Genomic DNA, 23,898 nt, shown 5'->3' on the forward strand with positions numbered 1-23,898 from the left:
ATGAAGCGAATTCTTGTATGTGCTGGCCTGGGGCTGGCAGTAACGACCGGTGTTGCCGCCAAAGAGGTGATGACGCCGGAAAAACTCTGGCAAGTTAAACGTGTCAGTGCATTGGGTCTCAACAAAGATAAAACGCATGTTATTTATAAAGTGACAATGCCCAGTGTTGAGCAGAATAATTTTGCCAGCAAAGTTTATCAGGTGCCGTTAAACGGGGGCGCCTCTCAGCTTTTAGACGCCTATCAGGGGTTGTTGTCAGATGACAAAATCTCTCCTGATGGCAGTAAAAAGTTGTTCCACGAAGTGGTTGAAGTGGAAGCCGTACTGGCAAGCGACAGGCACAAAGCGCTCACTCAGGCAAATGCTTACGTGTTTGACGATTTGAACTATCGTCACTGGGACACCTGGAAAGATGGTAGCTATAAGCATGTTTTCTATCAGGATTTAAAAACTGAGCAGAAAGTCGACATCATGAAAGGGAAGCCCTTTGACAGTCCGACTTCACCATTTGGCGGTGCGAAGGACTACATCTGGGGCCCTAAAGGCGAAAATATCTATTATGTGAGCAAAAAGCTCACCGGCGCTGAGTATGTTGCCAGCACCAATACCGACATTTATCGTTACAATCTGGCCAGTCAAAAGACCACTAATCTGACTAAAGACAACCCTGGTTATGACAAATACCCGGCTTTCTCGCCAAAAGGCCACCTCGCCTGGTTACAAATGACCACACCGGGGTATGAAGCGGATAAGAATGACATCATCGTCAGAGTTAACAATAGAGATATTAATCTGACCAGACATTGGGATGGCACAGTAAACAGCTTTAAATGGAGTCACGACGGCAAGCATATCTACTTTGTGGCGCCAACCGATGGCACCATTCAGTTATTCCGGGTTTCAGTGACCACCAATCCTAAAGCCAGACCTGCCATTAAACAGCTCACCAAAGGTCAGTTCGATGTTAACGGCATTGTAGCAGCACTGGATAAGCAGCTAGTGGTAACGCGCAATAGCATGAACAAAGCGAAAGAAATCTATCGCTTTGATCTGAAGAGCGAAAAGTTAACCGCATTGACCAAAGTGAACGACGCGTTTTATGCGGGTCTGGATCTGCCAACGGTTAAAAAGCAGATGGTTAAGACAAAAGATGGCCAGGATATGCTGACCTGGGTTATCTATCCGCCAAACTTTGATGAATCCAAGAAGTACCCGACTTTACTGTATCTGCAAGGTGGCCCACAGTCTGCGCTGTCGCAGTTTTACTCTTTCCGCTGGAATTTTCAGGTCATGGCGTCACAAGGTTATATTGTGGTTGCACCAAACCGCCGTGGTATGCCAGGTCATGGTGTTAAATGGAATGAAGACATCACCCAGGACTGGGGTGGCAAAGTAATGCAGGATTATCTTGATGCCATTGATGAAGTAGCAAAAGCGTCTTATGTAGATAAAAAACGCATTGCTGCAGTGGGTGCCAGCTTCGGTGGCTACTCGGCATTTTATTTAGCCGGTAATCACGAGGGTCGTTTCAAATCATTTATTGCACACTGCGGTATTTTTGACTTACGCAGCATGTATGGCAGTACAGAAGAAGTGTTCTTCGTTGATCACGAATTCGGTGGTGCATACTGGGATAAAAACGCCGCAACTGATCTAACTTACGGTGCATTTAATCCAATCAGCTATGTAGATAAGTGGGACGCTCCTATGTTTGTTATCCACGGCGGTAAAGACTACCGTGTACCGCTGGAGCAAGGGATCCAGGCATTCCAGGCTGCGAAATTGCGTGGTCTGAAAAGCCGCTTCCTGTACTTCCCGGAAGAAAACCATTGGGTCCTGTCACCACAAAATGGCATTGTCTGGCAGCGTGAATTCTTCAAATGGCTGGATGATACACTCTAATTAGCCCCTCACAGGCCCGTTAATCGGGCCTGTAGAAGATAAAATCGCTTTCAGGATATATCAATTTGCTTCGTTAAGTGTTCTATTTTGAGGCGAGAAAATAGAGTAGATAGCACCGCTTCCGCGTCCTGCTACCGCTGAGGCACCTACATTCACATAGGCGAGGCAAAAATTTGTGGCCCGTATTTAAGATTTAGGCCCTCAATGAGCAACTTTTAACACCGTTAGCATCATAGTTGCTCCTTCAAATTGAGCTGATATTAAGTAAAAATGGTATTAGCCCGTAGCCTGACAATGCTCACTTCTGCGCACGCTTTGCAGTGCATTGTAGAGCTTTCGTTTATCCTTTTCGGTGAGGTTAGCTGTAACCAGCTCTGTATTAAATATCGGCCCCAGCTCCGGAGTGAGGTTGCCGTGCTGAGCAAGATGATGAGTCAGCACTTCAAGTATGGCTGCACCTAACTGATTGAGTGTGTTTCTCAGTTGGACCAGATCAGCGTCTTTATCTGGCACGCCCTCAGCAAGCCATTGCGCTCGGTATCTGTACTGAATGGCCTTGGCAGCGTCCATTTGTGCCTGGAAAAAGGCCTCCACGCTGGCAGTATCCAGGCATTGCTGACGCGCTTGTTCCAGCGCTTTTGAAAGTACCACGGCTTCTCGAGATAAATCTTCAATGGGTCTGTGTTTGTGCGCTTTAAACAGTGCTACGCTCTGCATCTGAGCGAGGCGCTGATTGATATGTGAGAACAGCACTTGTGCAGAGTCGGCCCGTGTTTTTACCTGTATATTGGCCTGCTTAACGACTTGTGCCAAAGCTGTACGCGCTTGGTCCTCGCTGATTTGCTCAGGCCTTTTTTCTACCTTCATCAGTGCAAATAATGTGTGATTGTCCGCGTTGTCCTGAACACCCACTTCGCGCAGTGTCAGCTCAGGGTAGACCGATTTGAGTGCGCAACTGCCCACAGCCACAGTACCTTGCTGAAACTGACCTTGTGCCAGCAAGCGAGCTGCTTCGTTGGTGCCTTTGGGCACGGGAATGGTTAGTAGTTGATGTGTGTTAAGCCATAGGCCAATTTGTTTCAGGGCGGCAGGGTGAGAAGCTGCATGTGTGATTGTACTTGTCTGGTCTACGCCAAAGACACACATTTCAATGGGCATGCGCACCGCCGCGCCGAGTTCGGTAACCTTGTAGTTGCGCATTGCATTAACAATGGCCGGGACCAGCTGTCCATCGATGGTTGAATTGGCCAACGCACTGAAGGCCCAGGTCGTTTCCTTTATTGCAGTGGCATAGGTCTTTTCTGGCGTGCCGGAGTACTGGCGTTGGTAGGTGCTATTCTGGCGGCTTTCAAGTAAATCGAGTGCGGCGTGATTAAAGCTACCTGGCCCAGCCTGAACATAGACGGGGGCGGCATGACCAGCAAACGTAAATAGCAACGTTAATAATGCAATCAGGCGAGATACAAATGGCAATTTCAAAGGCTTTTTCCAGTGGTTATGCAGGCAGGGCAACATCCTAGCAAAACCATTACTCTCTGTCTCGAAAAGCATGTTTTAGCCTATAAGCCTGATCATGCTGCGTCGTTCAATGGATATCATGTTATGTAATGGGGAATCTCAACCAACTGCCTGTTATAACGCTTAACAGGGCCGTGCGCAAAATCGCAAGATAAAGAGTAAAATCATGTCGAATCAAGCGTCATAAAACGGGAAGGACTGCAAGCTTTGAGAAATGCATGGTAAGTGTCCATCAGGATAAAGCCCAGCTACCAGACTGGGCTCAGGTTTATATCATCACTCGACGGCGTAATCTACCCGGATCACGCCATAGCGGATCCAGGAATCGCCAGTAAAAGGTTCGTGATAGCAGGTTAAAACGAGCGCATTATGCGGGTGGCCATTGTTATACCCTGTTTCCGAGCCCAGGTCTTCGTACACCCAGACATCTACGACCCCACCGTCTTTTGTCAGTGTCATTGCATTCGTATTTTGTGCAGTTGTGGCATAGGAAGCATGCATAAAGCCGACTCGGCATAGTTTACTGGCCATCTCGTGAGGGTTGTGGTCCAGCACTATTCGCTCGACAAACTTGCCTGGGTTAACAGGTAAAACGCAGGACATAGTGCTGCCACGTTGTACTTTATAGCTGCCACGATAAGCATGGGCGATAGGCGTTACAGCTTCATATTCCATATCACAATTGGATGCCGCTGGATAATAGTGTGAGGTGGTATTGGGTTCTGGCTGCCATGAAACAGGGTCTGCGGGGTATGGGTTAGCAAGTGAATCAATCTCTGTCTCGTTTAGCGCTCTATGATAAACGCGTACTTCATCCATTTTTCCGTGGAACATGTCGCCAGCATGTGCGGTGACACCATCTCTGTCCATAACCGCCCCCATTAGCAGAGCGGTTGCTGAGTTATTCATCATTGCGCCTGCGTTAGTCACGCTGGTATCTGCAACGCCATCGATGTAAAGCGTTGCGACGCCATTTTCACGAACAAGCGTAATGAGCTGCCATTGATTCAGTGCAATGGCGCGATTGGATGTCAGGCTAAAGGCACCTTTGGCAGAAAACGTCAGCTTGCTATTGTGGATATACATTTCCCAGGCTCGGTTGCTTCCTCCGTTCCACTGCCACTGCGTTAAAACACGCGTGTACTCTGAATTATAGGCATAAGGGTTAAGCCAAAAGCTGATCGTAAAGTCATGGTCTGCAAAGTGCCAGGCATCACTGTCTTCGATTCTGACGTGGCCGTTTACACCGTCAAAATAGAAGCCCATGCCATATTTACCAGCCTGAAAAGCGCTACCACCTTGCAGATAGGCGTAGTGATTGTTAACTGAGGCGTCGTTCCCAGTCGTACCTGGCCAGTAGGCGACGAGCCCACTTGAGCTCACATTGGCCAGTGCACTATTGGCCATAAACAGTAACACTAAACACAGATGTCGTGTGATTTGTTGCATTTTATCTATTCCTTTAATTAATGAGAAAGTACCCGTCACGGTTAACTGAGTAACCCTGTTGCATAGGGCTGTATACCCATTAGAAGTTTTACGAGACTCATTTTGGTAGCTTGAGGTATACAAAGTGAAGCAAAATAATAACATGAAAAGCTCAACTTTCGCGTTTTGACATAAAGTTTCTGGTCGTGTCTGCCGTGATGCCATTTACACTGTTTGCTGAATGAGAGCAAAAAGTTGAGTCAATGGTAGAGAGTTATACCTAACGAGGTGAAGTTGATACGAGTTAAAGTCTGTCGTTTTCAATCGTGGGTTGCGAGTATGGTCGATGTAGTGGGTGTTTTTTAAGCTGGCTAGATACGGGGATGCATTTTGTGTTAGATTTAGGGACTTTTTATGATAGTTTGTCTAAAGATAGACTTTAAGTAATAAGAAGTTTCAATTCAGGAAAACAGGAAAACTTGCATGGAATCGATAATCAAAAAAGTACTCCTAGTCACGTTAGCGTCAGCAACATTTAGTGGGGTTGCTGCTGATAAGGAAAAACAGCCTCTCCAACAGCGTGGTGCAAACAATGATATTCGGATCGTCGGCGGTGGGGAAACAACACCATTTGCTTACCCTTTTATGGGCAGTTTGCAGCTTTATGGTGGTCATCACTGTGGTTCATCTTTAATCGCGCCAAATAAAGTACTAACTGCAGCACACTGTGTTGAGTATTGGAGTACCGAGAATTTTACAGTCAAATTTGGAGGTCATGACCTCACAGTTGATGGCCAATGGCAGACCTATCAAGTTATCGATATTGTGATGCATGAGCAGTATCGCGATACTTACACTTACAACAATGACATTGCGATACTGACCCTTGAGAATCCAGTTCAGGGGATCGAGCCGATCCAGCTGGCTGATGATGCGCTGAAAGAAAGTTATGTCGTAGGCGAGAATTTTAAAGTAATGGGCTGGGGAGCCTTGCACTCTGGCGGCCCGTCGCCAGAGCAATTGCATGAAGTGGATGTCGCTTATATCTCAAACGAGATATGTAATGACGCCCAGCATTATAATGGCGGTATTTCTGAGAGTATGATTTGTGCCGGATTTGATGAAGGTGGCAAAGATTCCTGTCAGGGTGATAGTGGCGGTCCGCTCATCGTTAACCGCAACAATCAGTGGATTCAGGTGGGAGTCGTCAGCTGGGGCGAAGGGTGTGCTGCTCCAAATAAGCCGGGTGTATACGCTGATGTAGCAGTACTAAATAGTTGGGTAGGCCGGAACCAGCAATATGTAGGGCTTGGATCAGCTCAGACAATGATAGCGGATAAACCGGATGCTTCAGTGTCAGTTAGCTTAAGAAACATGTCGCAGAGCCCTGTGCAAATTACCGGTTTTCAGCTCACTGACCATTCTGCCGGAGTGTTTATTGGATCAGAAAATTGCACAACAGAGTTGGTAGAACCAGGCCAGCAATGTAGTGTGTCTATAATGGCATCGGACAGCACTGAAGAAGGTCAGTTCACATTGGTCGCGGAGCTGGCAAGCCAGGATATTCCATCGCGAAGCAGCACCTTTAATTACATGAAAGTACCAGCAAGCGATGCCGATGTTAATGCACATATGTCTTCTGAACCCACTATTGAGTGGTACAGTGGCGGTGATGTACCTTGGTTGCTAGACGAATACGTTGCTGAGGGGGACATCAAAATACCACTTTTAGTCAGTGGTGACATTACAGACCAAGAAGAAAACCCCGACTTGACTGAGTCGTTTCAAAAGTCAATCTTGATGGCCGAAATTGACCATGGATTAGCATTAGGTATTGATTTTGAATACCTATTGTCGTCGGAGTATGGTTATGATTTTTTCAATGTCTATCTTAACGGAAAGAGAGTCTTGGAGAAGTCTGGTGAATACGTTGAATTTGAGAAAGCGTCTTTTGACCTAGATGAAGGTCTTAACACAGTCGTATTTGAGTACATTAAAGATTCTATCGTTAGCTCAGGTAACGATAATGTGGCGCTTAAAGCATTCAATGTCAAAATGCGTGAAAACCTGAGCCCGTCTATCAAACTGGCACAAACCAGTTTCAGGGTAAGAAGTGGGATGAGCATGGACTTTAATGCAACTGGGACAGTGGACCCTGAGGGGCATAGCTATACCCTGACCTGGACTGACACGACCGCACCAGACAGTGTATTGAGTACAGACGAAGTGTTTAAGGCTATCGCGCCAGTTGTAAGTGAGACGCAGACTCGCACTTATCAAGTAACCGCCACCGATCAGTATGGTGCGACCTCAAAACAAAGTATTACCGTAGTTATTGATGAAAACAAGCAGCCTGTACTTAACGTAGCACAAGCGAAATTCGATGTAAGAGGTGGGCTTGAGTTTACCTTAGATGCAAGCGGTACGACTGATCCTGAAGGCGATACCCTAACTTACACTTGGTTGAGACGCACAGGGGGTGAGCCAATCAACGTTGGTGAGACAGCCATTGTGAAGCTCAAGGCTGATAAAGCCAATATTGGGAAAACTTTTATCTATGAACTCGTTGTCGAAGATGCGCTGGGTGCTGAGTCCAGACGCCGCGTTGCTGTTGCATTTGTTGAAAACCAAGCGCCGCAGATCACATTAACAGCCGAGTCTAACTTTGTTGCACCGGGACAGAATATTGTACTTAACGCAGCTACGGTCGATCCTGAAGGGGACGAGTTAACATATCGCTGGGAGCAGGTATCAGGTAAAAATGTCAGTGTATCGAGCAGTAATGCACAACTGAGCGTCACGGCACCTTCAGTTAATCAGAACGAAGTGCTTGAATTTGCAGTTACCGTTACGGATTCTTTCGGTGCATCATCAACGGAAAACATCACAGTGAAAGTTAATCAGCCAGAAAAAGACAGTGGTTCGGTAGGCGCTTTTGCACTTATGCTAATGTCTTTGGTGTTGTTCACCCGTCGTGTAAAGAAGTAGCTTGCAAGGGAGTATATTTTCCCCAGCATAGTATGCAAACACCGCCATCCTGCATATGATGGCGGTGTTTTTTATGGCAGCTCTGTGCTGTTTCAGACAAAGTGCGTAAGCGATGTACCATACAGTCAGAGCCATAATTGCAAGCTCTTGTCTATTACAACTGGACTTTTACTGCGCTAGTAATCAAAGCCAATAGTCACTCTGCAGCCTCTGAACAGCTAGATGGTTGGGCTTATCGTCTGCTCTGAGGTGAGTTGACAAATATTCTGTAACTTTTCTACGAAGCCGAGGTCTGGTTCATTGATGAAGTAATGCCCACCTTGCTCTAGTTCAACTATATGATAATCATCGGCAAATTGCTTCCAGATTGAATTGTTATCCAAATAGCCCTCAGTTAAGGGGTCATCTTTTGCCAATATGTTGAAAACAGGCAAGGTTAATCTGTTATTCAGGTAGTGCGACAAATACACACGGCGGCACCATTCGGCCAACTGGGCATCGCGACGAAAGCGCTGGATGATGCTATCCCATTGTTCATTTGTAAATGGGTGTTGATTAGTTTGCAGCCCTGCACTGAGCAGCAGGCCCTTAATGGTGTCGTGGTCCAGAGGAAGCCCGTTCTCAGCGTCCGTATCTGTTTCGGGTAAATCTTGTTCAGACAAAGTAAAAGCGTTAACGATCAGCGCATTAACGTCTATGTTCTTCGCTATCATGGCCTGTGTTAACAGCATAGCAACGGCACCGCCGAGGCAGTGCCCCATCACCACTATTGGCAATGATATGCGTGCCTGAATATCAAGAATACACTGTGCAAAGTAGTCCTGATAGTCTTCACTGGAAGCCTCGGGGTAGGACAAAGTGTAAAGGGCTATCGACGGTGGCAGTTGCCCTGTCAGCGGCCTGTATATAAGGCCATCAGCGCCGGCATAGGGCAAACAGATCAACGCAATTTCAGCTTTGTTATCGTCACTTAGCAGATGAAGGTAATCGCTCACCTCACCGGGATTATCTGAGGTCGCAGTTCTTATCAGTTTTGCCATTTCAGTCAGTGTACTGTTGTTGAATAGCATCATAACGCTCAACTCGACCTGAAAAGTCTTTCTGATTCGGGCGCTGAGTTGGATCAACGATAGGGAGCTGCCACCCAGAGACAAAAAATTGTCGGTAAGCCCGATCCGATCGCGTTGCAGGATGTCTTGCCAAAGTAAAGCCAGAGTTCGTTCCAGCGAGCTAACCGGTGCCACGTAAGATTTACCTGTATCAGAAGTTGGTTCAGGTAACGCAGTCAGGTCAACTTTGCCATTGATGGTCAGTGGTATGCCTGTTAACTGTGTATAGCTATGTGGGAGCATGTACATCGGGAGCGAAGCCTGCATTTTTAGCGCTAAATCCGTTGAGCAAAAAGTCTGACCCGGATGAACGACAACATAGGCTGCCAGTTGAGGGTTGCACGAGTTTCCCCATGTGATGACAACGGCTTGCTTTACTCCTTCTATATCACACATGACGCGTTCTATTTCACCGAGCTCAATACGATGACCACGAATTTTAAGTTGGCTGTCTTTTCTGTGTAGATAAATTAACTCGCCTGAGGGTAACTGTCTGACCCAGTCTCCTGTTTTATATAGACGGGGTGTTACAGTGGCGTCAGGCAAGCCGGCATAAAAAGGATTCTCGATAAACCGTTGCGCAGTTAGCTCTGGTTGTCCTAGGTAGCCTCTGGCCAGTCCTGGACCGCTTATGTGTAACTCACCGGGGCTACCTGTCAGCACAGGATACCCGTGGCGATCCAGCACATAAATACTACAATGAGCTAGCGGCTTTCCGATATTTCCCGGGCAAATTTGATAGTGCTTATCGCATCGGTGCATGCTGGTCCAGACGCTGTTTTCGGTGGGGCCATACTCATTGTATAGTGCAACATTAGGTAACAGTGTCTGATGTTGTTGGTGAATGTCTATACTGAGCGTTTCGCCAGCAAGTATAACTGCCTGTATGTGTAACAGTGGCGCAATTTCGGCGATACTTTCAATGAGTACCTGATAAAGTGACGGTGTCATCAGTGTATGGGTTATATGGTGCTCATGCAGCAGAACTTGTACTGTGGCAGGATTGTGATTTGGACTAATCACGAGCATACCTCCACTACACAAGGTTCCAAATATCCCTGCGATGGCACTGTCGAACGCGTACTGGGAGACAAGTAAAAATGCTTGGTATTGACCATACGAGGAGACTCTGTACTGCGTTGAGTACACGATACTGGCGTGTTCAATCATCACCCCTTTAGGCTTACCGCTGGTCCCTGAGGTATATATTACATAAGCAAGATCAGTATGTTTACTATATGACGGCAGCGGTGTTGCTGAATGTTTTTGCGCACAATCCGTGGTGAGTATTAACGGTGGCGAAGGGAGCGTCTGAATAATGTTTGAGAGTGCGTCGCACAACAATTTGTGTGTAAGTACCAACTTAGATTCTGTGTCTTTTATAATATGAACGGAACGTGTATGAGGGTTCCTTGGTGAGATTGGAACATAGGCGCCGCCAGCCTTCAATACTGCGAGTTTAGCGATGACCATTTCAATACATGGTTCATAATACAAGGCAACCAGAAAACCAGGCTGAGGGCATGATTGTGTATCTAAGTTCACCTCTTGCCTTATCGCGCGTGCCAGGCGATTGGCCCTTTCATCAAGCGCTCTGTAGCTCAGCCTGTCCTGCTGATATACTACCGCAATATCGTCTGGGGTTTGCTGCGCCTGTTGCTCAAACAAGCCATGCAACGTGTCCTGATTGTTATTTCGGACTGGGCACAAAGTTTGTTTGTCAGCCGGCAGCTGCTGTTCATCAGTTAATTTTCCGAGCAGCTCAACGGCACTCAGATGAGAGGCGTGTGTGCCAAATTCCATTATCGCAAGCAGACGTTTTGAAAACTGTTTTGCTTCTTTTGCTGACAAGTACGCTCTGGAATAAATGACTTTAAGGATCAAGTTATCATTGAAGTCGAAGTCAAGCAGGCGTACTGCAAGCGGCTGGGCTTGTTGTTGGTTGCTTAATAAAAAGGACTGAGCTTTGGTATCCTGCTCCAGATTTTCGTGGTCATAGTGCTCGTAGCCAATGATCACGTCGGCCAGTCGCTCTGTAGTGAGCTCAAGTAACCGTGCCAGATGAGAAGAAGGGTATTTGTGGTGTCGAAATGCACTTGCCAGTGCCTGAGAAGCCTGTTCAGCGAGTGCCATAAATGAAAGCTGGCTGTTTGTCTCACACGTGATACAGGTTGTCTGCGCGAACATGCCAACGATTTGCTTTTCACTTTTTGTGCTACGCCCATGTACAGCAATGCCGAGGTCAACTTTGTCGTTATCAGTCATTTGTGCCAGTAAAATAGAGAGTGCCGCACTCATGACAGCCAATGGACTCAGGTTATGGTTTTGAGCTAGCTTCTGCATTTGCTGGTTTAAATCGGGACTTAAGGGCAGATTAATTTCACCGCTACCAGATTGTGTATAGTAGGCGGGTAAACGCATGACACTCCTTCCAGAAAATTGCTTTTTCCAATATTCCTGATCCTTAGTGTACCGTCGGCTACTAAGGTATCTGTGAGCATTTAGAACGCTGCTATGATATTGCGGAATGTCATGTAACCAATCTATACTTTGGTTCTGTGTCAGGCAATGATAAAGCTTGTGCCAATATTCTACCAGCCGATACCCTCCCATACCGTCAATTATGAAGTGATGAAATTGTACGAACAAAAAGCAGTTCTGCTCGCCCAGTTTGAGCAGGCAAGCTTCAGAGGTATTATTGTTCATTAACGACATGGGTCGAGCATTACGTTGGCGGATCCAATCCAGTGCTTGTTGCTCCGGAGAGCCAAGATGAGAAAAATCTTCGAAGGCGAGTGCGACTCGCTTATCATCTGCTATGCGCTGCTTAGGAAGACCATCCGGTTGTTCTATGATTTCTATTCTAAGTGCATCCAAGTGCTTGTGTAACAGTTGCCAGCATAGTTGCATTGTTGAGAAGTCCAAATCATATGTCAGCTTCTGATAACAAGCGACATTATATGATGGTTCATCCGGATAAAGCAGTTGATCGAGGTAAATGTTTTCCTGAGAAGGGTGCAAGGGTAACAGGTTTGTATGGCTGTCCACTGTATAACTCCGTTTTGTTCAGTGTAAAAGACGAGGGTAAGCGCCGTCAGTGTATTTATAGGGTACAGACAGGATGTTAAAATGATGTTGTCTGCGCTATTTGGCCCTGAAATTACAACATTTGCAAATGAATAATATTATACAGCTATGAGGGGGTCTGTTCTGATGTTCATTTATGGTCAATAAGCACATTAAATACACCGAGTTGGCTTCCACAGGTAGTCTACATTTACATTCATTTACTGAGTTATTTTATTGATTTTATTCTTTTTTGTGTCTTTGGTGATTTGTTGAGCAAGAGACTAATAAAACGTCATTGAGATTGGGATAGGTAATGCGTAGAATCCGCGCATTTACAAAAGTTGAGATCTGTGGATTTGGTATCCTGTTACCTCTTCAGATTATTATTTAGCGGAGAACTGCATTGATTAAACTCAGGTTAAAATGGCTGTGGTTTGGGCTTTTGGTCCTGACCTCTGGTTGTGGTGGAGGAGGTGATGCAACACCGACTGTGCCAGAAGAATCTGGTAGTACGGAAGTGGTGCAACCTGATTCAGGCCAGGATATGAGTAACTCAGGCACTGTGGGGACCTCTGGCAATGAGCTACCTGAAATCAGTATCTCAGGAGTAGAGCAGACTCAAGAACGTAAGACGATCGTTTTGTCTGTCAAGGCAAGTGATGAGTTTGACCAAGCAATTCAGTATCACTGGCAGGCAAGCTCTGAGCTTGATGTGAAACTGGATGGAATTGATAGTGCTGAGCTTAAGGTCACATCACCTGATATCCGCAATGATACGAATGTCACGTTCACAGCGACTGTGACAGGAGCTTCCGGGGCTGTCAGTCAGGCAGAGCACACTGTCATGTTCCTGCGTAATGAGCGAGTACTGAATATAACCGGGATGGTAACGGATAAACCCATAGCGAATGCGCATGTAGTGGCTCAGGTAGGTGATGAACGGTTTGAAACTCAGGCCAATCAGGAGGGGGTTTATCATCTGGAAGTCAGAGCTGATGAGGCCAGTGAACAGGCACTAGTACGACTTAGCGCAACAGGTGTCGGAGCTCAGGAAAAAGTTCAGTTTATTTCGCAAATGGATACGTTGGCGAGCCTGATCCAAGCTGCGGGTAATGACGCATTACTCGAATTCAGTGAGTTGTCTGATGTAAACGTAACCAATGTCACTACAGCAGAATTTGCGCAATTGCAAGCTATGAAAGGTGCGTTAGACTCAGCAGAACAGTTTCGGGCAGCTAAGAAAAATATCGATACGAATAAAAAGTATCAGCTGGCTACCCTGTTAAAGGTCATTGTTGATCACGACATGACGTTACTGCCAGACAACATGAGCTCTACTTTGGCCTTAGCTGAAAATACATTCATTAACGAGCGTCTATACTCTGAGATCTCAGCGAATGACGAATCTTTGGTAGCACAGATAAAAACAGCTCTCTTTGGCGATCCGATGCTTACCTCGGGCTCAAAACACAAGTTGAAAGGGGTTTACTATCTTTTTAACCCCGATGTTTTCGATGGTTTGCTTGTTCGTTTGACATTTAACGCAGATGGAACGGGTATATTATATGCTTGGCAGGAGGTCCCTTTTAGTTGGAAACAAGAAGGGAAAAAGGTTGAGCTCACATTGGGAACATCACCCCAGATCGGTCAGCAGGATTGGGCTACTTTTTCTTTAAATAGCTTTACGCTGACAATGCTCAATGATCGCGGCCCTTACACCGAAGTCGTTTCTGAGTTCGACTATACGATGGCATTTAGCTACTCGGATGACGAGAAGAATATCAAGGTAGAAGCATACAGCCAGCTAATACCGGAGAGTGAACTACCTGAACTGCCGAGTTCGGCCCTGACTGGAACATGGTACATTCAGCACTTTGGCTTTTCGCACGATATGAGCCAGCCTATCCAGTTTGAGTTTTCTGCAGATGGGCAAGCCATACAAGTTGCTACAAACAAAATATGGCATTGGCAATTCGCTGATAATGAGTTGATTATTTCTGATGGTGTGGAGTCGGTGCGACTATCGTTACTGCGACAGGCCGCGTATGGACTGAGATTTGCGGCATCCGGCACATTCACTTCAGCGCCTTTGTGGGGAGACAAAACCCCGCTAAATCACACTCTGTTTGTTAAACCGCAAGAGGTGAGCTTTGACCAAAGTGATTTTTCCAGTCAGTGGCAACAGGCTAACCAGTTTCATAATTATAACCAATACAACTTTTTAGCAGATAACACCGTTGTCGAGGGTCTGTCTGCTCCTAAGCTGTGGTCGCTTTCTGAGGGTAAAGTAAGCGTTAAGGAATATCATTGGTTTGGAGCATGGGTGTCAGAATGTGATGTTTCTCATCCATCTTGTGTGCTCAAAACGTCGGCTGAATACGAGCTGCTTGCGACCTGGCAAAACAAAATATTGGTTCGCAGTGCATACTCCAATATGCCCTGGTCGATGCACAGTGATGTCCCCAGATACAAGCTAGAAGTATATGCCTTGAACCAGGCAGATATGCAAACTGCACTGGATCCATTTGTGCAGTCTAGTGATATTATGTTGTATGGCCTGGAAACTGGCAGCTCTGTGAAGTTTCGCAGTTGGTATGATTGCTCGCAAAGTGCGTTTTGCGTTCCTACTGTTGCGTACAATGACCGCACATACACAGCACAAAGGTTGGGGCAGTCAGTTATATTGACTGATATACAAAGCAGCGAAAGATTCATACTGAACATTAGGATGGCGTCTGCCAATGAGTTTGACGTGTGCGTTCGTCAGTTTAATGGTGTTTGCAACGATACGAATACAAATAGGTACTTGAATGTTGCCCCTGTAATACAGCTGGATATAGACATTGAGGGGCAAGGCCAGCTTGTTGCTCACGGTGAACTGAGGTACCTGGACAACTTTGCTCTAAGTGTTGAGCCGGATGAGGGCTATGTTATTGCAGAGATCAGTGGATGTGGCGGGTTTTATGACGAGGCGAATAAGGCATACTATGTAAACAGTGCGCCGCGTATATGCGAAATAAAGGCGAAATTTATCAAGGACAATGGCTTTCTTGGAGAGTTCAACCTGCTGGATAACCGATATTATGCACCAAGAACCCTCCAATTTGATATCCAGGCATCAGGGAAAGGTAGACTCACCTCAGGCGGCCTTTACCCCAATGACTTTGATTGGCAGTCAAAGGACGATGGATTAACAGCTGTTCTGGGTGAGGGCTACCTTGTTGATACACGCTACACTATGGAGAATGGCAATGAGATTAAAGAAGAGCATTACCTGATTGGGTTTGAATTACAACCAGGGAAAAGCCCTGAAGTAGAATTGCTCTGGCACATTGAAACTCGTCGTGAACAACAAGCTTTTGAGACCTACACTCAGCTGTCTATTGTACATGATCAGCGAAAAATAAAGCCCGTTGGTATCGAGAACCCGGTGGGTACCTGGATCCTGGTTAACGGCGATGCTGGCAGCCTGTTTTCGCATGACCCTTATGATTCAGATATGCTCAATTCTCATCTGCAGCCATACCGGCTTGTGTTACAACCTGACGGAACTGCTTGGTATCAGAATTGGGAGGATAACGGTAGCGCCAGTGTGACTTTCCACTGGGAACAAAATGAAGGTGGTGTGTTGTTTACTGATATGTCGGGTACAAGCATCGACTTTCAGATGAATATGGCCCAAACGATCGAAGGCGGATATCGATACAACCTTGATTACAAGCGCGGTGGCCAAGATCGTCCGTTTATGACAGACGCCGGCTTTATTATCAAGCAACAAGACGAGCCATTACATGTCAGTCAATATCAAGGGGCGTGGCGGTTTGTCAGCGGTCCTGAGCGTACTGCTCTTGAAGGTCTGGAGCTCTATCCAAGTGGCACTGTGAACAGCAGTGCATCGACTGAGCTTTATCATTCAACCTATTCACCGGGTCAAGTGCTTTTGGAAAGTTATCGAAACGAAGACACTGGGTTGCAGGATCCGAGTTGCTCTAGCCATAATTCGCATTGTGTGTTTCAACGCGGTGTGAAACATGAGTTCATCGCCAGTGCACCGGGCAGACTTTATAGTGTGATGACAACAGCCTATTCAGAGGGCGAATATGCCTACCCTGTTTTTCGTATGATAGAGCACAAAGAAATCGCTGAATTGACACGTTTTGAACCTTACATGCTGTTTGGGCTTAGACTGTTTGAATACACGGATAGTGGGAAAGTCTATGACTGGTCCACGCCCGGGTACTATACGGGGTCTACTTCCCTATACATTGATTTTAACGTCTATCAGGTCATTTTGAATGAACAAGGTAAGTTGGAATACACCGACAACGGACTGACCTATTATGTTGAACTGGTCTCAGTCAGTGAGGAAGGGTTGCTGGTATGCCAATATTCGCAAAATGAACAGTGTGATATCTCAACACAAAAGTTGTTAAGGTATCGGCGGATTTAATCAGGCGGTATCATTTCATCTTACTGATAAAGCCGGAATTATCCGGCTTTATCAACCCTTTACATTAAAAACCATTCCCCTATGTTGTGCTACTATGTCGAGTGTCGGGGCTCAGCTGAGCATCAATCAGATATATCAGTAACATAGCTTTTTGCCATTGCTGTGTCAGCTGCCACATATCAGACAGGCCATTGATATTTATGACCATATTGTCTATCGGCAGGGTTGCATTGGTTCCGGCAAGGATGAGATCGTCTTTAACGTCGTCATGGAGTTGTTGTAGTTGATTAAGTTGGGCGTCTAACATGCTTTCACTCACCACCTCGGCTGCCAGACTGGTTTTCATAAAATACCCCAGTTGCGACTGATATTCCTGGAGCTGGGCGTGTAATTCAGGGTGTTCGGCCAATTGTTTTTGTGGCTGCAGATGAGCGAGCTTTTCAATACAGTGACTGCAGGTAAACAGGTAGTGCTCAACGCGCATCAGCTTTGCGAGCAGATCAGTGGTCTCCTTTGAGAGGGCTGACTGCTCCACGGTGACAATAAAGTTGCCAATATGCTGACAGAGCTTCTGAATGGTCTGGATTGCTTGTTCAATGGCCAGGCTGTCCAGAGGTTGACGGGACTTTTCATACTGCGCCAGTATTTTATCGGCAACTAACTTGGTTTCGAGCAACAGTGCGTTGGTTGCCAGGGCGGGGGTTTGTGCAATGGTTTTATCCAAAAACCGTGGCCGGGAGGCGGTTTCTTCGGCGCTGCAAAAGCGCTTCATTAAAAAGCCTGCCAGGCGGTTATTGAGTGGAAAGATCAGCAGCACGCCCAGCACGTTAAACAGAGTATGGAACAGCGCCAGTGACAGCGCCGGATCGGCGGTCAGATTGAAAAAGCCAGTGATCTCGGTGATCAGATAAAACAGCACAGGTAAAATGGCAAAGGCCACCGCAGCGGTCAGCGCGTTAAATATAATTTGTGCCGCGGCGACGCGCTTGGCGTTGGATGTGGCGCCAATGGCAGCGAGCATTGAGGTAGAGGTAGTGCCGATATTGGCTCCGATTACCATGGCGCCGGCCGCATACAGGCCAATCATGCCACTGGCTGCTGCCGTAATTGTTAGTGCGATGGACGCGCTGGATGACTGAGTCAGGGTGGTCATGACAATACCAACCAGTAAAAATGTCAGCATGCCAGTCAGCCCCGCGGCGGTGAATTGGCTTAAATCAAAAGCGGCGACGACATGTTCAAACGCGCCTTTGAGTATGTCGATGCCAATGAAAAACAGACCAAAGCCAACCAGCGCCAGACCTGCTGATGCCAGTCGGGATTGCGGGCGTAATAACTTCATCAGTGCACCTATGCCAATCAGCGGCAGAGCAATGGCCTGAATATTGAATTTAAAGCCAATCGCGGCAACCAGCCAGCCAGTGATGGTTGTGCCGACATTGGCACCATACACTATGCCCAGCGCCTGATGCATGGTGATCAGGCCCGCATTAACAAAGCCCAGCGAGGCAACGGTTACCGCACTTGACGATTGCACCAGTGCTGTCATGCAAAAACCCGAGGCAATGCCGCGTTGCGGGGTTTGAGTCCAGGTTGCCAGCACTTTACGCAGCGACGCGCCGGCAGCGAGTTTCAATCCATCTGTCATCATGCTGATGGCGACCAGGAAAATCCCCAGGCCGCCAAGCAAGCTACCTATTAGTTGCAGTGTATCCATCATACTCAATCCCATTGCAGTGGCACAGTACATTCAGGCCACTTTGTTATAGCGCCTAAAAAGTACCATGATTGCTAAAAAAGGCGTTGTCTGAGGTCAACTTTTTGAACGCTAACATATATTTAGGGATATAAGCAGAACCGGGTAAAGTCAAGTTACCCGGTTTAAGCCGGTTGTCAGAACAGGCTATTGAAAATCATCATGACTCGGGGGCTCCACATCATTATGGTCGCAGCACCCACGCCAATCAGAGTTATGACAGCAGCAATGCTAATAGCACCCGTGGCAAGCCATTTGGCTGTGTCTGTGCGGCGTTTTTTGGCCCAGAAATAGAGCTCTGCAATGAACATGGGTAACAGGTAACACAGAAACGACAAGGTGATATCCGCCGGGCCATCAAGGTTCCGGGTGTTACCGTTGGAACCCTGATTGATCATATACCAGCCCATCAGAAACAGGCGAAATGCCCATACACCGTTGACCAGAATAAAACTATGGACAGCCCAGCGCTGGTGCGCTGCAAATTGTTTGTTTACTGCACTGCGCCAGGCGAGCAGGATAAATACAGGTATCAACAGGCCATTGAGTGTGACGCCCATAGCGCCTATATCACTGAGGCGGATACCCACTCCCCAGGAAAGATATAAACCAGTCAGTGCACCACATAAACCGAAGAACAAGAACATTCGGCCATTATAGCGGTGAAAGCGAGGGTATTTTTTGCGCATGCCGGGAGAAAGCTGAAAAATACCACTGATGGCCATAAATGCCGCAGGAATGATATGGCCAAAGAACATGAAAGAGTTAAAACTACCAGTACTGTCAAACCCCTGGGTCGGAGAAACTTTGTCGGCTTGTTCTGCTGCCCCAATGAGCAAAGGAAGTGCATAAAGGCTGAGAATATAAATGGCAAAGGCCCACTGGCCGAGAAGCGCAATCACAATCCAGGTTTTGAGTGACCCCTGAAGGGCGTTATCCGCTGAAAGTAACGGCGATGATTGTTGTTTTAATAAGGTTAGCATTGTAGTCACCACAATTTAACTGTTTGATTTAAATGCTAATGTGGCATGTTATTCGTAAATCGTCGCACCGTATTTGAAAGTCGGCACAGGGTTTTGACTTATTTGCCGAAGTTTAAACATGTACTTTGTAATGTTTTCTTACAACCGCACATTGAAGCAAGTTGGTGAAGTAATTATGATCACCAAAGCGCACCAAATTGAGAATTTCATTTATGACCCTGGTTTCTTTTCATTATCTGGCACTTGCAATTTGTCTGGCTTGCCTGCTGATGCAACTGCGGGTTAAACATAAACAAACGGCCCATATACTGTTTGCTATATTTTGTGGTTCGCTGGCGATGATTGCCGCGAAGAAAATTACCGGCCATTCGGTCGGTGCCTACCAATATCTCATCGGCATGGGAGCGTGCGCAACATGTAACTGCTATTGGTTGCTGGCCCGCAGCATGTTTCGTAAACATCAGCCGATAGCGCTGGTCCATATCGCTGTGGCTGTTGTCATTGCGTTGCTGGTGGTGATTAAGCAGGGCTACTTGTTTGCCAATGCGCAATGGATGTCTGCTGATAACCGTTTCACCTTGCTGACGGGGGTGTTGTCTGAGCTCACAACGTTGCTTTCATCTTGCGTACTGGTACTGACTTTCTGGGAGGGGTGCAGGGGCTTTAATGATTGCACCAGAATTGAAAAGTCACAGCGTGTGTTATTTTTGGCCACTTTTGGCCTGGCCGTGGGGATTAGTAAATCGATGCAGCCATACTTTATTCAATCGCCGGAGTTAAAAGACTGGACTGTCTCAATCATTACCCTGTTTGTGCTTGTTAGCACGCAAGTTCAGTTGTTGTGGCGTTTTGGTTTTTCAGGTAAACACGCAAATTCTGGTTCAGCGCCAGCGTCTCGCGCTGTATCCAATACAGAGTCGGTAACTTGTAGCGACGACGGTGGCCCGCTACTTGAGGCGCTTAACAGGCTTATTCATGAGGAGCAGTTCTACTTGCAACCTAACCTGAAAGTTGCTGATTTGGCCAGAGCGCTTGATGTGCCGGAGTACAGGGTGAGCCGTGCACTTAAACCACAGCTAAAAGAAGCCAACTTTAACCAGTTCATTAACCGGTTACGTATAGAGTATGCGCAGAAACTGTTGCAGGACCCCAAAAATCAACATTGGCCGGTACTGGTGATCGGACTGGAAAGTGGGTTTGCTTCAGTTGGACCCTTCACCAGAGCCTTTAAATCCGTGACGGGAACGACTCCAAATCAATATCGCAAGCAGGTGCAGAAAAATGAACATGCAGCGACTTTTCAGTAAATAGAAGCTTTTTTAAGGTGTATTAACAGGCTTGTCAGTTTACACGCTTTAGTGGTCAGTGCAGAGCCTCTGCAGGCAAGCCTTTGTGAATCGCTTGCGCCTTTATCATAATTATCTCTTATCAGGTGAAGCCTTTGCTTTGCCCTCAGGCACTGAGCTGGCAGTGACCAATGGATGAGTATCGCGTCAGTTCACTCTTTGGTGATGTATCGACATTTCGCAACCACAAGCTTCATAGTGGAGTAGATCTGGTTGCTGAAAAAGCACTCCACTTTTAAAAAGTAGAGCATAGGAGATGCTCTACTTTTTGGAACTGATAGATTATTGCTCAACCACGTAATGGCGATTGTTCAGCTCTTGTCTGAGCACGTTATTGTTCAGGTAAGAGTAAGTCATCGGGCGGTTGGCCGCATCGACCTGACCGTGGTTCTCGACGGTATTTTCTTTGATCAGGTTCGGGGTTTGCGTGTTCGTTGCATACAATTTGATGCCATAACTGCCAGGATGGACTATCAGGTTTTCACTGTATACGTGTGCATCACCACCGCTTACAGTGCTGTCTTGCTGAGCTGGGTTACGAGCAAAAATACCATTTTCTCCGGCATACAGAATACGGTTATCATGGATTGTCAGACCATCACCATCTAGCATCATACCGTTACCACCGCTGCGATAGATCAGGTTACCCGTCACCGCTACATGGTCACCGCCAACCTGAATGCCGGTATTCTGATATTTAGGGTCAAACGGGCTGACGCCGGTACGGTAGATCTTGTTATTGCGGATTGTTGCATCACTTGCCACCGAGTTGAGCTGAATACCATCGGCACCAATGTTTTCCAGAGTATTGTTGTAAATGTCCACATCAGTCAACTTATGTGGATAGACAGTAGTGGCAACACCATCACACTCCAGCTTGCGGCTCTTCCCTGTATAGCCTATGTACATGCCTTCGCCTGTTTCAGTGTCATGAATATAGTTGTGGTGAACGCGCAGTCCACGCATGGTGAAATTTTCCTGCCAGGTAGCCGGGTCACAGGTTGGATCGGTTTTAATCAATAATCCGGCAAACCGTGCGCGATAAATTTCAAGATTGTCTATCTCAATGTATTCGCTTAGCCCACCAATTCCGACTGTGCCGCCAAGGCGCATACCGTAGCCAGCCTCATCCCGGCTACCGGTAATGCGCAGCTGAGATGATTTCTCAACGGCGATGCTATACTCGTATGGACGCGTTGTGACGGTGCCATTTTCATTGCGAAACACCACGGGCTTGCCTGCTTCCCCATGTACATTTCGAATGCGCAGCGGGCCGCGTTCACCGGCAGCTAAACAAACCGTATCTCCGGCAACAATACCAAGTGTGTCACCGTCCACCAAATGATGGCTTGAAGGAATGACGACGTCACATTGTTCAGCAGCAAGTACCTGAGGGATGTTACATAGCGCCAGTGCGCCCGAGATCAGAGTTAACGTGAAGGTTTTCGTGTTATTCATTGCTTCTTCCTTATTGAAGTCATCGTTACACTTATAATTGATTAACGAAAATATCATAACAAAATGCGTTAATATCCTGCCTGTTTGGGGGGGGCGATGCCACCTGTACCAAAAATACGCTGTTCGGCACCTTAACTGTAAACCGGTATTGGCACAATTTATTGCGTCATCGACAGTGTTCCACACCTCAAAGCTGGCTATGCTATTAAGCAGACGGGTATCATTCGTTAAAATGCATTGTGCTATTAAATGAAATACTTGTCTATTATTCAGGTAATATTGTATTACTTATTTTGGATTAGGTGATCCAGTATTGCTAATTCATTATTGGTATTTATCTGTACCCAAAGTGGAAAGTGATCACTCAGTTCATAGGTCCACTTGCTCTCGGGAATGCCACTGTCATCAAATAACGCAGCCATCAGACCGTTGGCGGCAAAGTCAATCACGCCACCTTTGTCGGCATAGCTAAAGGCCAGTCTGGCACGATGTAAAATCTGATCATAGCGTTTATTTCCTGCGCTTGCGGCGGTGTCATGGATGTCGGCCAGAGCCAGCGGCATCTGGAGTCCGCTTGACTGAGTCAGTGCCTGATAAAAGCGGTCGCCAATGCGGGGAATGTTGAAATCGCCCACTACAATGAGATCTTCATCGAATACGCTGTCGGCGTTATCGACCCAGCGACTTTTGATCCACTCAGCAAAGCTTGCCAGCTCTTGCTCCCGGCCAGGACGCGTTCCCCAACGCGCATGCATAGCCAGCATCACAAAATCAAAATTGCCCGCTTTGAAAGAGGCCATATAAGGCGCACGCCACCAGGATTGCTCGCTGATATATTGGCCCTCGATTTTCTGCCGGTCGGGCTGTGCCTCAGCCGCCAGGCCGGTAAACTGTACCATGCGTTTGTCGAATACGAAGGCGGTGCGCTCCCAGTTGCCACCAAAGTCACTTTGCCAGTCACTGATCACAAATTGCCAGTCAGGTCCTAGCAAACGCATCACCCGTTTAAAATCTGTTAAGTCGTCTCTGAGCTCTGTGATTGCAATTAAATCAAATTGATACAAAGTACGCGCTATAAGTGAAATCGCCAGCTCACTACGTGGTCGCTTTCCAAAATCACGAATATTCCAGGTTGCGATGTTAAGGGTTTCGTCCAACATTGATGGTGGAATATCGCTCTGCTCAATACGTTCTACGAGTAATTTGAGCTTTTTTGCGATACCTTTCGAGAGGGTTGTCAGTTCCATGGTTTACCTTGAACTATGATGAATAGATTCATAAAGTTAGACCAGTATTGGGTAAATACCAGTACATTTAAATCCGAGTGATATTTTTGATAGCAGGTTTGTGCAACAATGGTAAACTTTAGAAACACACACGTCTCAGGAAAGATGATGAAAAAAAGACTACTGTTGCTTCCTCTAATTACCTTGCTAGGCGCCTGCTCTGACAGCGAAGTCGGCGATGTATCCCTTGGTTTGTTTACGCTCAAAGACATCAAATTACACTCCATGACAGACCCGATTGTTACCGGGGTTACTTGCCACGTCGCCAGTGTTGAAGCCGATCTTAGTCTGTCGGACCCAAGCGATAGCTCCATTGCTTGTCGTCAGACTGGGGAGATTACACCGCAAATGATAGCGCAAATAGATAAGAGCAAATCTGGTGAAGTGGTGTTCAAACAGTCTAAAAGCGTGTTTTTCAAATCCATGAAGGTCAGACGGATTTATGATGCTGAGCATCAAACCCTGATGTACCTGTCATATACAACCAAAGAAACCTCGGGAAGTTTTAAACACAGTTTATCGACTGTGCCACTGTGGGGCACTCAGGCCTATTCAGAAAACCTTGTTAGTCAAAAGTAATTAATTTAAATACATAAGTTGAGTAT

At 46.7% G+C, this 23,898-nt stretch carries 12 protein-coding genes; 5 read left to right on the top strand and 7 right to left on the bottom strand.

Annotated features, from left to right (window positions below; translation table 11 throughout):
* Positions 1–1,902 carry a S9 family peptidase gene (locus CWB98_RS06480; protein WP_138544108.1) on the top strand — a complete coding sequence of 634 codons (1,902 nt, stop codon included), beginning with the start codon at positions 1–3 and terminating at the stop codon, positions 1,900–1,902.
* Between the two features lie 276 nt (positions 1,903–2,178).
* On the opposite strand, the gene aroQ is transcribed toward CWB98_RS06480, so the two are convergent.
* Complete coding sequence (gene aroQ / locus CWB98_RS06485; RefSeq protein ID WP_249364626.1) at positions 2,179–3,381, bottom strand: gamma subclass chorismate mutase AroQ; 1,203 nt, start codon at positions 3,379–3,381, stop codon at positions 2,179–2,181.
* Positions 3,382–3,696: 315 nt separating this feature from the next.
* Complete coding sequence (locus tag CWB98_RS06490; protein ID WP_171045597.1) at positions 3,697–4,869, bottom strand: LamG domain-containing protein; 1,173 nt, start codon at positions 4,867–4,869, stop codon at positions 3,697–3,699.
* A 462-nt stretch (positions 4,870–5,331) separates the two neighbouring features.
* Between CWB98_RS06490 and CWB98_RS06495 the strand changes: the two genes are divergently transcribed.
* The gene (locus CWB98_RS06495) at positions 5,332–7,836 is read left to right on the top strand and encodes a serine protease (protein ID WP_138544110.1); all 2,505 of its coding nucleotides are present in this window, start codon (positions 5,332–5,334) and stop codon (positions 7,834–7,836) included.
* A 218-nt stretch (positions 7,837–8,054) separates the two neighbouring features.
* On the opposite strand, the gene CWB98_RS06500 is transcribed toward CWB98_RS06495, so the two are convergent.
* Positions 8,055–11,993: a non-ribosomal peptide synthetase gene (locus CWB98_RS06500; protein ID WP_138544111.1), complete on the bottom strand. Its 3,939-nt coding sequence runs from the start codon at positions 11,991–11,993 to the stop codon at positions 8,055–8,057.
* Between the two features lie 424 nt (positions 11,994–12,417).
* Here CWB98_RS06500 and CWB98_RS06505 point away from each other — a divergent pair, with 424 nt between their 5' ends.
* Positions 12,418–16,464 (top strand): hypothetical protein, encoded by a 4,047-nt coding sequence (locus tag CWB98_RS06505; protein ID WP_138544112.1) that lies wholly within the window; start codon positions 12,418–12,420, stop codon positions 16,462–16,464.
* A gap of 79 nt (positions 16,465–16,543) precedes the next feature.
* On the opposite strand, the gene CWB98_RS06510 is transcribed toward CWB98_RS06505, so the two are convergent.
* Both CWB98_RS06510 and CWB98_RS06515 read right to left on the bottom strand, forming a co-directional pair.
* On the bottom strand, positions 16,544–18,181 hold the full coding sequence (locus CWB98_RS06510) for a Na/Pi cotransporter family protein (protein ID WP_138544195.1): 1,638 nt from the start codon (positions 18,179–18,181) through the stop codon (positions 16,544–16,546).
* A 176-nt stretch (positions 18,182–18,357) separates the two neighbouring features.
* Positions 18,358–19,203, bottom strand: a complete 846-nt coding sequence (locus tag CWB98_RS06515; RefSeq protein WP_138544113.1) for a DUF2306 domain-containing protein — start codon at positions 19,201–19,203, stop codon at positions 18,358–18,360.
* Between the two features lie 212 nt (positions 19,204–19,415).
* Here CWB98_RS06515 and CWB98_RS06520 point away from each other — a divergent pair, with 212 nt between their 5' ends.
* Complete coding sequence (locus CWB98_RS06520) at positions 19,416–20,510, top strand: helix-turn-helix domain-containing protein (RefSeq protein WP_138544114.1); 1,095 nt, start codon at positions 19,416–19,418, stop codon at positions 20,508–20,510.
* A 321-nt stretch (positions 20,511–20,831) separates the two neighbouring features.
* Here the strand turns inward: CWB98_RS06520 and CWB98_RS06525 are convergent, their stop codons facing one another.
* Together CWB98_RS06525 and CWB98_RS06530 are read right to left on the bottom strand one after the other, a co-directional pair.
* A complete protein-coding gene (locus tag CWB98_RS06525) occupies positions 20,832–22,007 on the bottom strand; it encodes a right-handed parallel beta-helix repeat-containing protein (RefSeq protein ID WP_171045598.1) in 1,176 nt (391 codons plus the stop codon).
* Between the two features lie 284 nt (positions 22,008–22,291).
* On the bottom strand, positions 22,292–23,254 hold the full coding sequence (locus CWB98_RS06530; protein WP_138544116.1) for an endonuclease/exonuclease/phosphatase family protein: 963 nt from the start codon (positions 23,252–23,254) through the stop codon (positions 22,292–22,294).
* Between the two features lie 147 nt (positions 23,255–23,401).
* On the opposite strand from CWB98_RS06530, the gene CWB98_RS06535 reads away from it, so the two are divergent.
* A complete protein-coding gene (locus tag CWB98_RS06535; protein ID WP_138544117.1) occupies positions 23,402–23,872 on the top strand; it encodes a CreA family protein in 471 nt (156 codons plus the stop codon).
* Positions 23,873–23,898: the final 26 nt, after the last annotated feature.

This window comes from Pseudoalteromonas rubra (genome assembly GCF_005887115.1).
Lineage (GTDB): Bacteria > Pseudomonadota > Gammaproteobacteria > Enterobacterales > Alteromonadaceae > Pseudoalteromonas > Pseudoalteromonas rubra_F.

What these genes read in the sequence shown, in the direction of transcription:
- CWB98_RS06515 (WP_138544113.1), bottom strand. Translation starts at nt 19,203, where the DNA reads ATGCTAACCTTATTAAAACAACAATCATCGCCGTTACTTTCAGCGGAT.
- CWB98_RS06510 (WP_138544195.1), bottom strand. Translation starts at nt 18,181, where the DNA reads ATGGATACACTGCAACTAATAGGTAGCTTGCTTGGCGGCCTGGGGATT.
- CWB98_RS06525 (WP_171045598.1), bottom strand. Translation starts at nt 22,007, where the DNA reads ATGAATAACACGAAAACCTTCACGTTAACTCTGATCTCGGGCGCACTG.
- CWB98_RS06535 (WP_138544117.1), top strand. Translation starts at nt 23,402, where the DNA reads ATGAAAAAAAGACTACTGTTGCTTCCTCTAATTACCTTGCTAGGCGCC.
- CWB98_RS06490 (WP_171045597.1), bottom strand. Translation starts at nt 4,869, where the DNA reads ATGCAACAAATCACACGACATCTGTGTTTAGTGTTACTGTTTATGGCC.
- CWB98_RS06480 (WP_138544108.1), top strand. Translation starts at nt 1, where the DNA reads ATGAAGCGAATTCTTGTATGTGCTGGCCTGGGGCTGGCAGTAACGACC.
- CWB98_RS06530 (WP_138544116.1), bottom strand. Translation starts at nt 23,254, where the DNA reads ATGGAACTGACAACCCTCTCGAAAGGTATCGCAAAAAAGCTCAAATTA.
- CWB98_RS06520 (WP_138544114.1), top strand. Translation starts at nt 19,416, where the DNA reads ATGACCCTGGTTTCTTTTCATTATCTGGCACTTGCAATTTGTCTGGCT.
- CWB98_RS06495 (WP_138544110.1), top strand. Translation starts at nt 5,332, where the DNA reads ATGGAATCGATAATCAAAAAAGTACTCCTAGTCACGTTAGCGTCAGCA.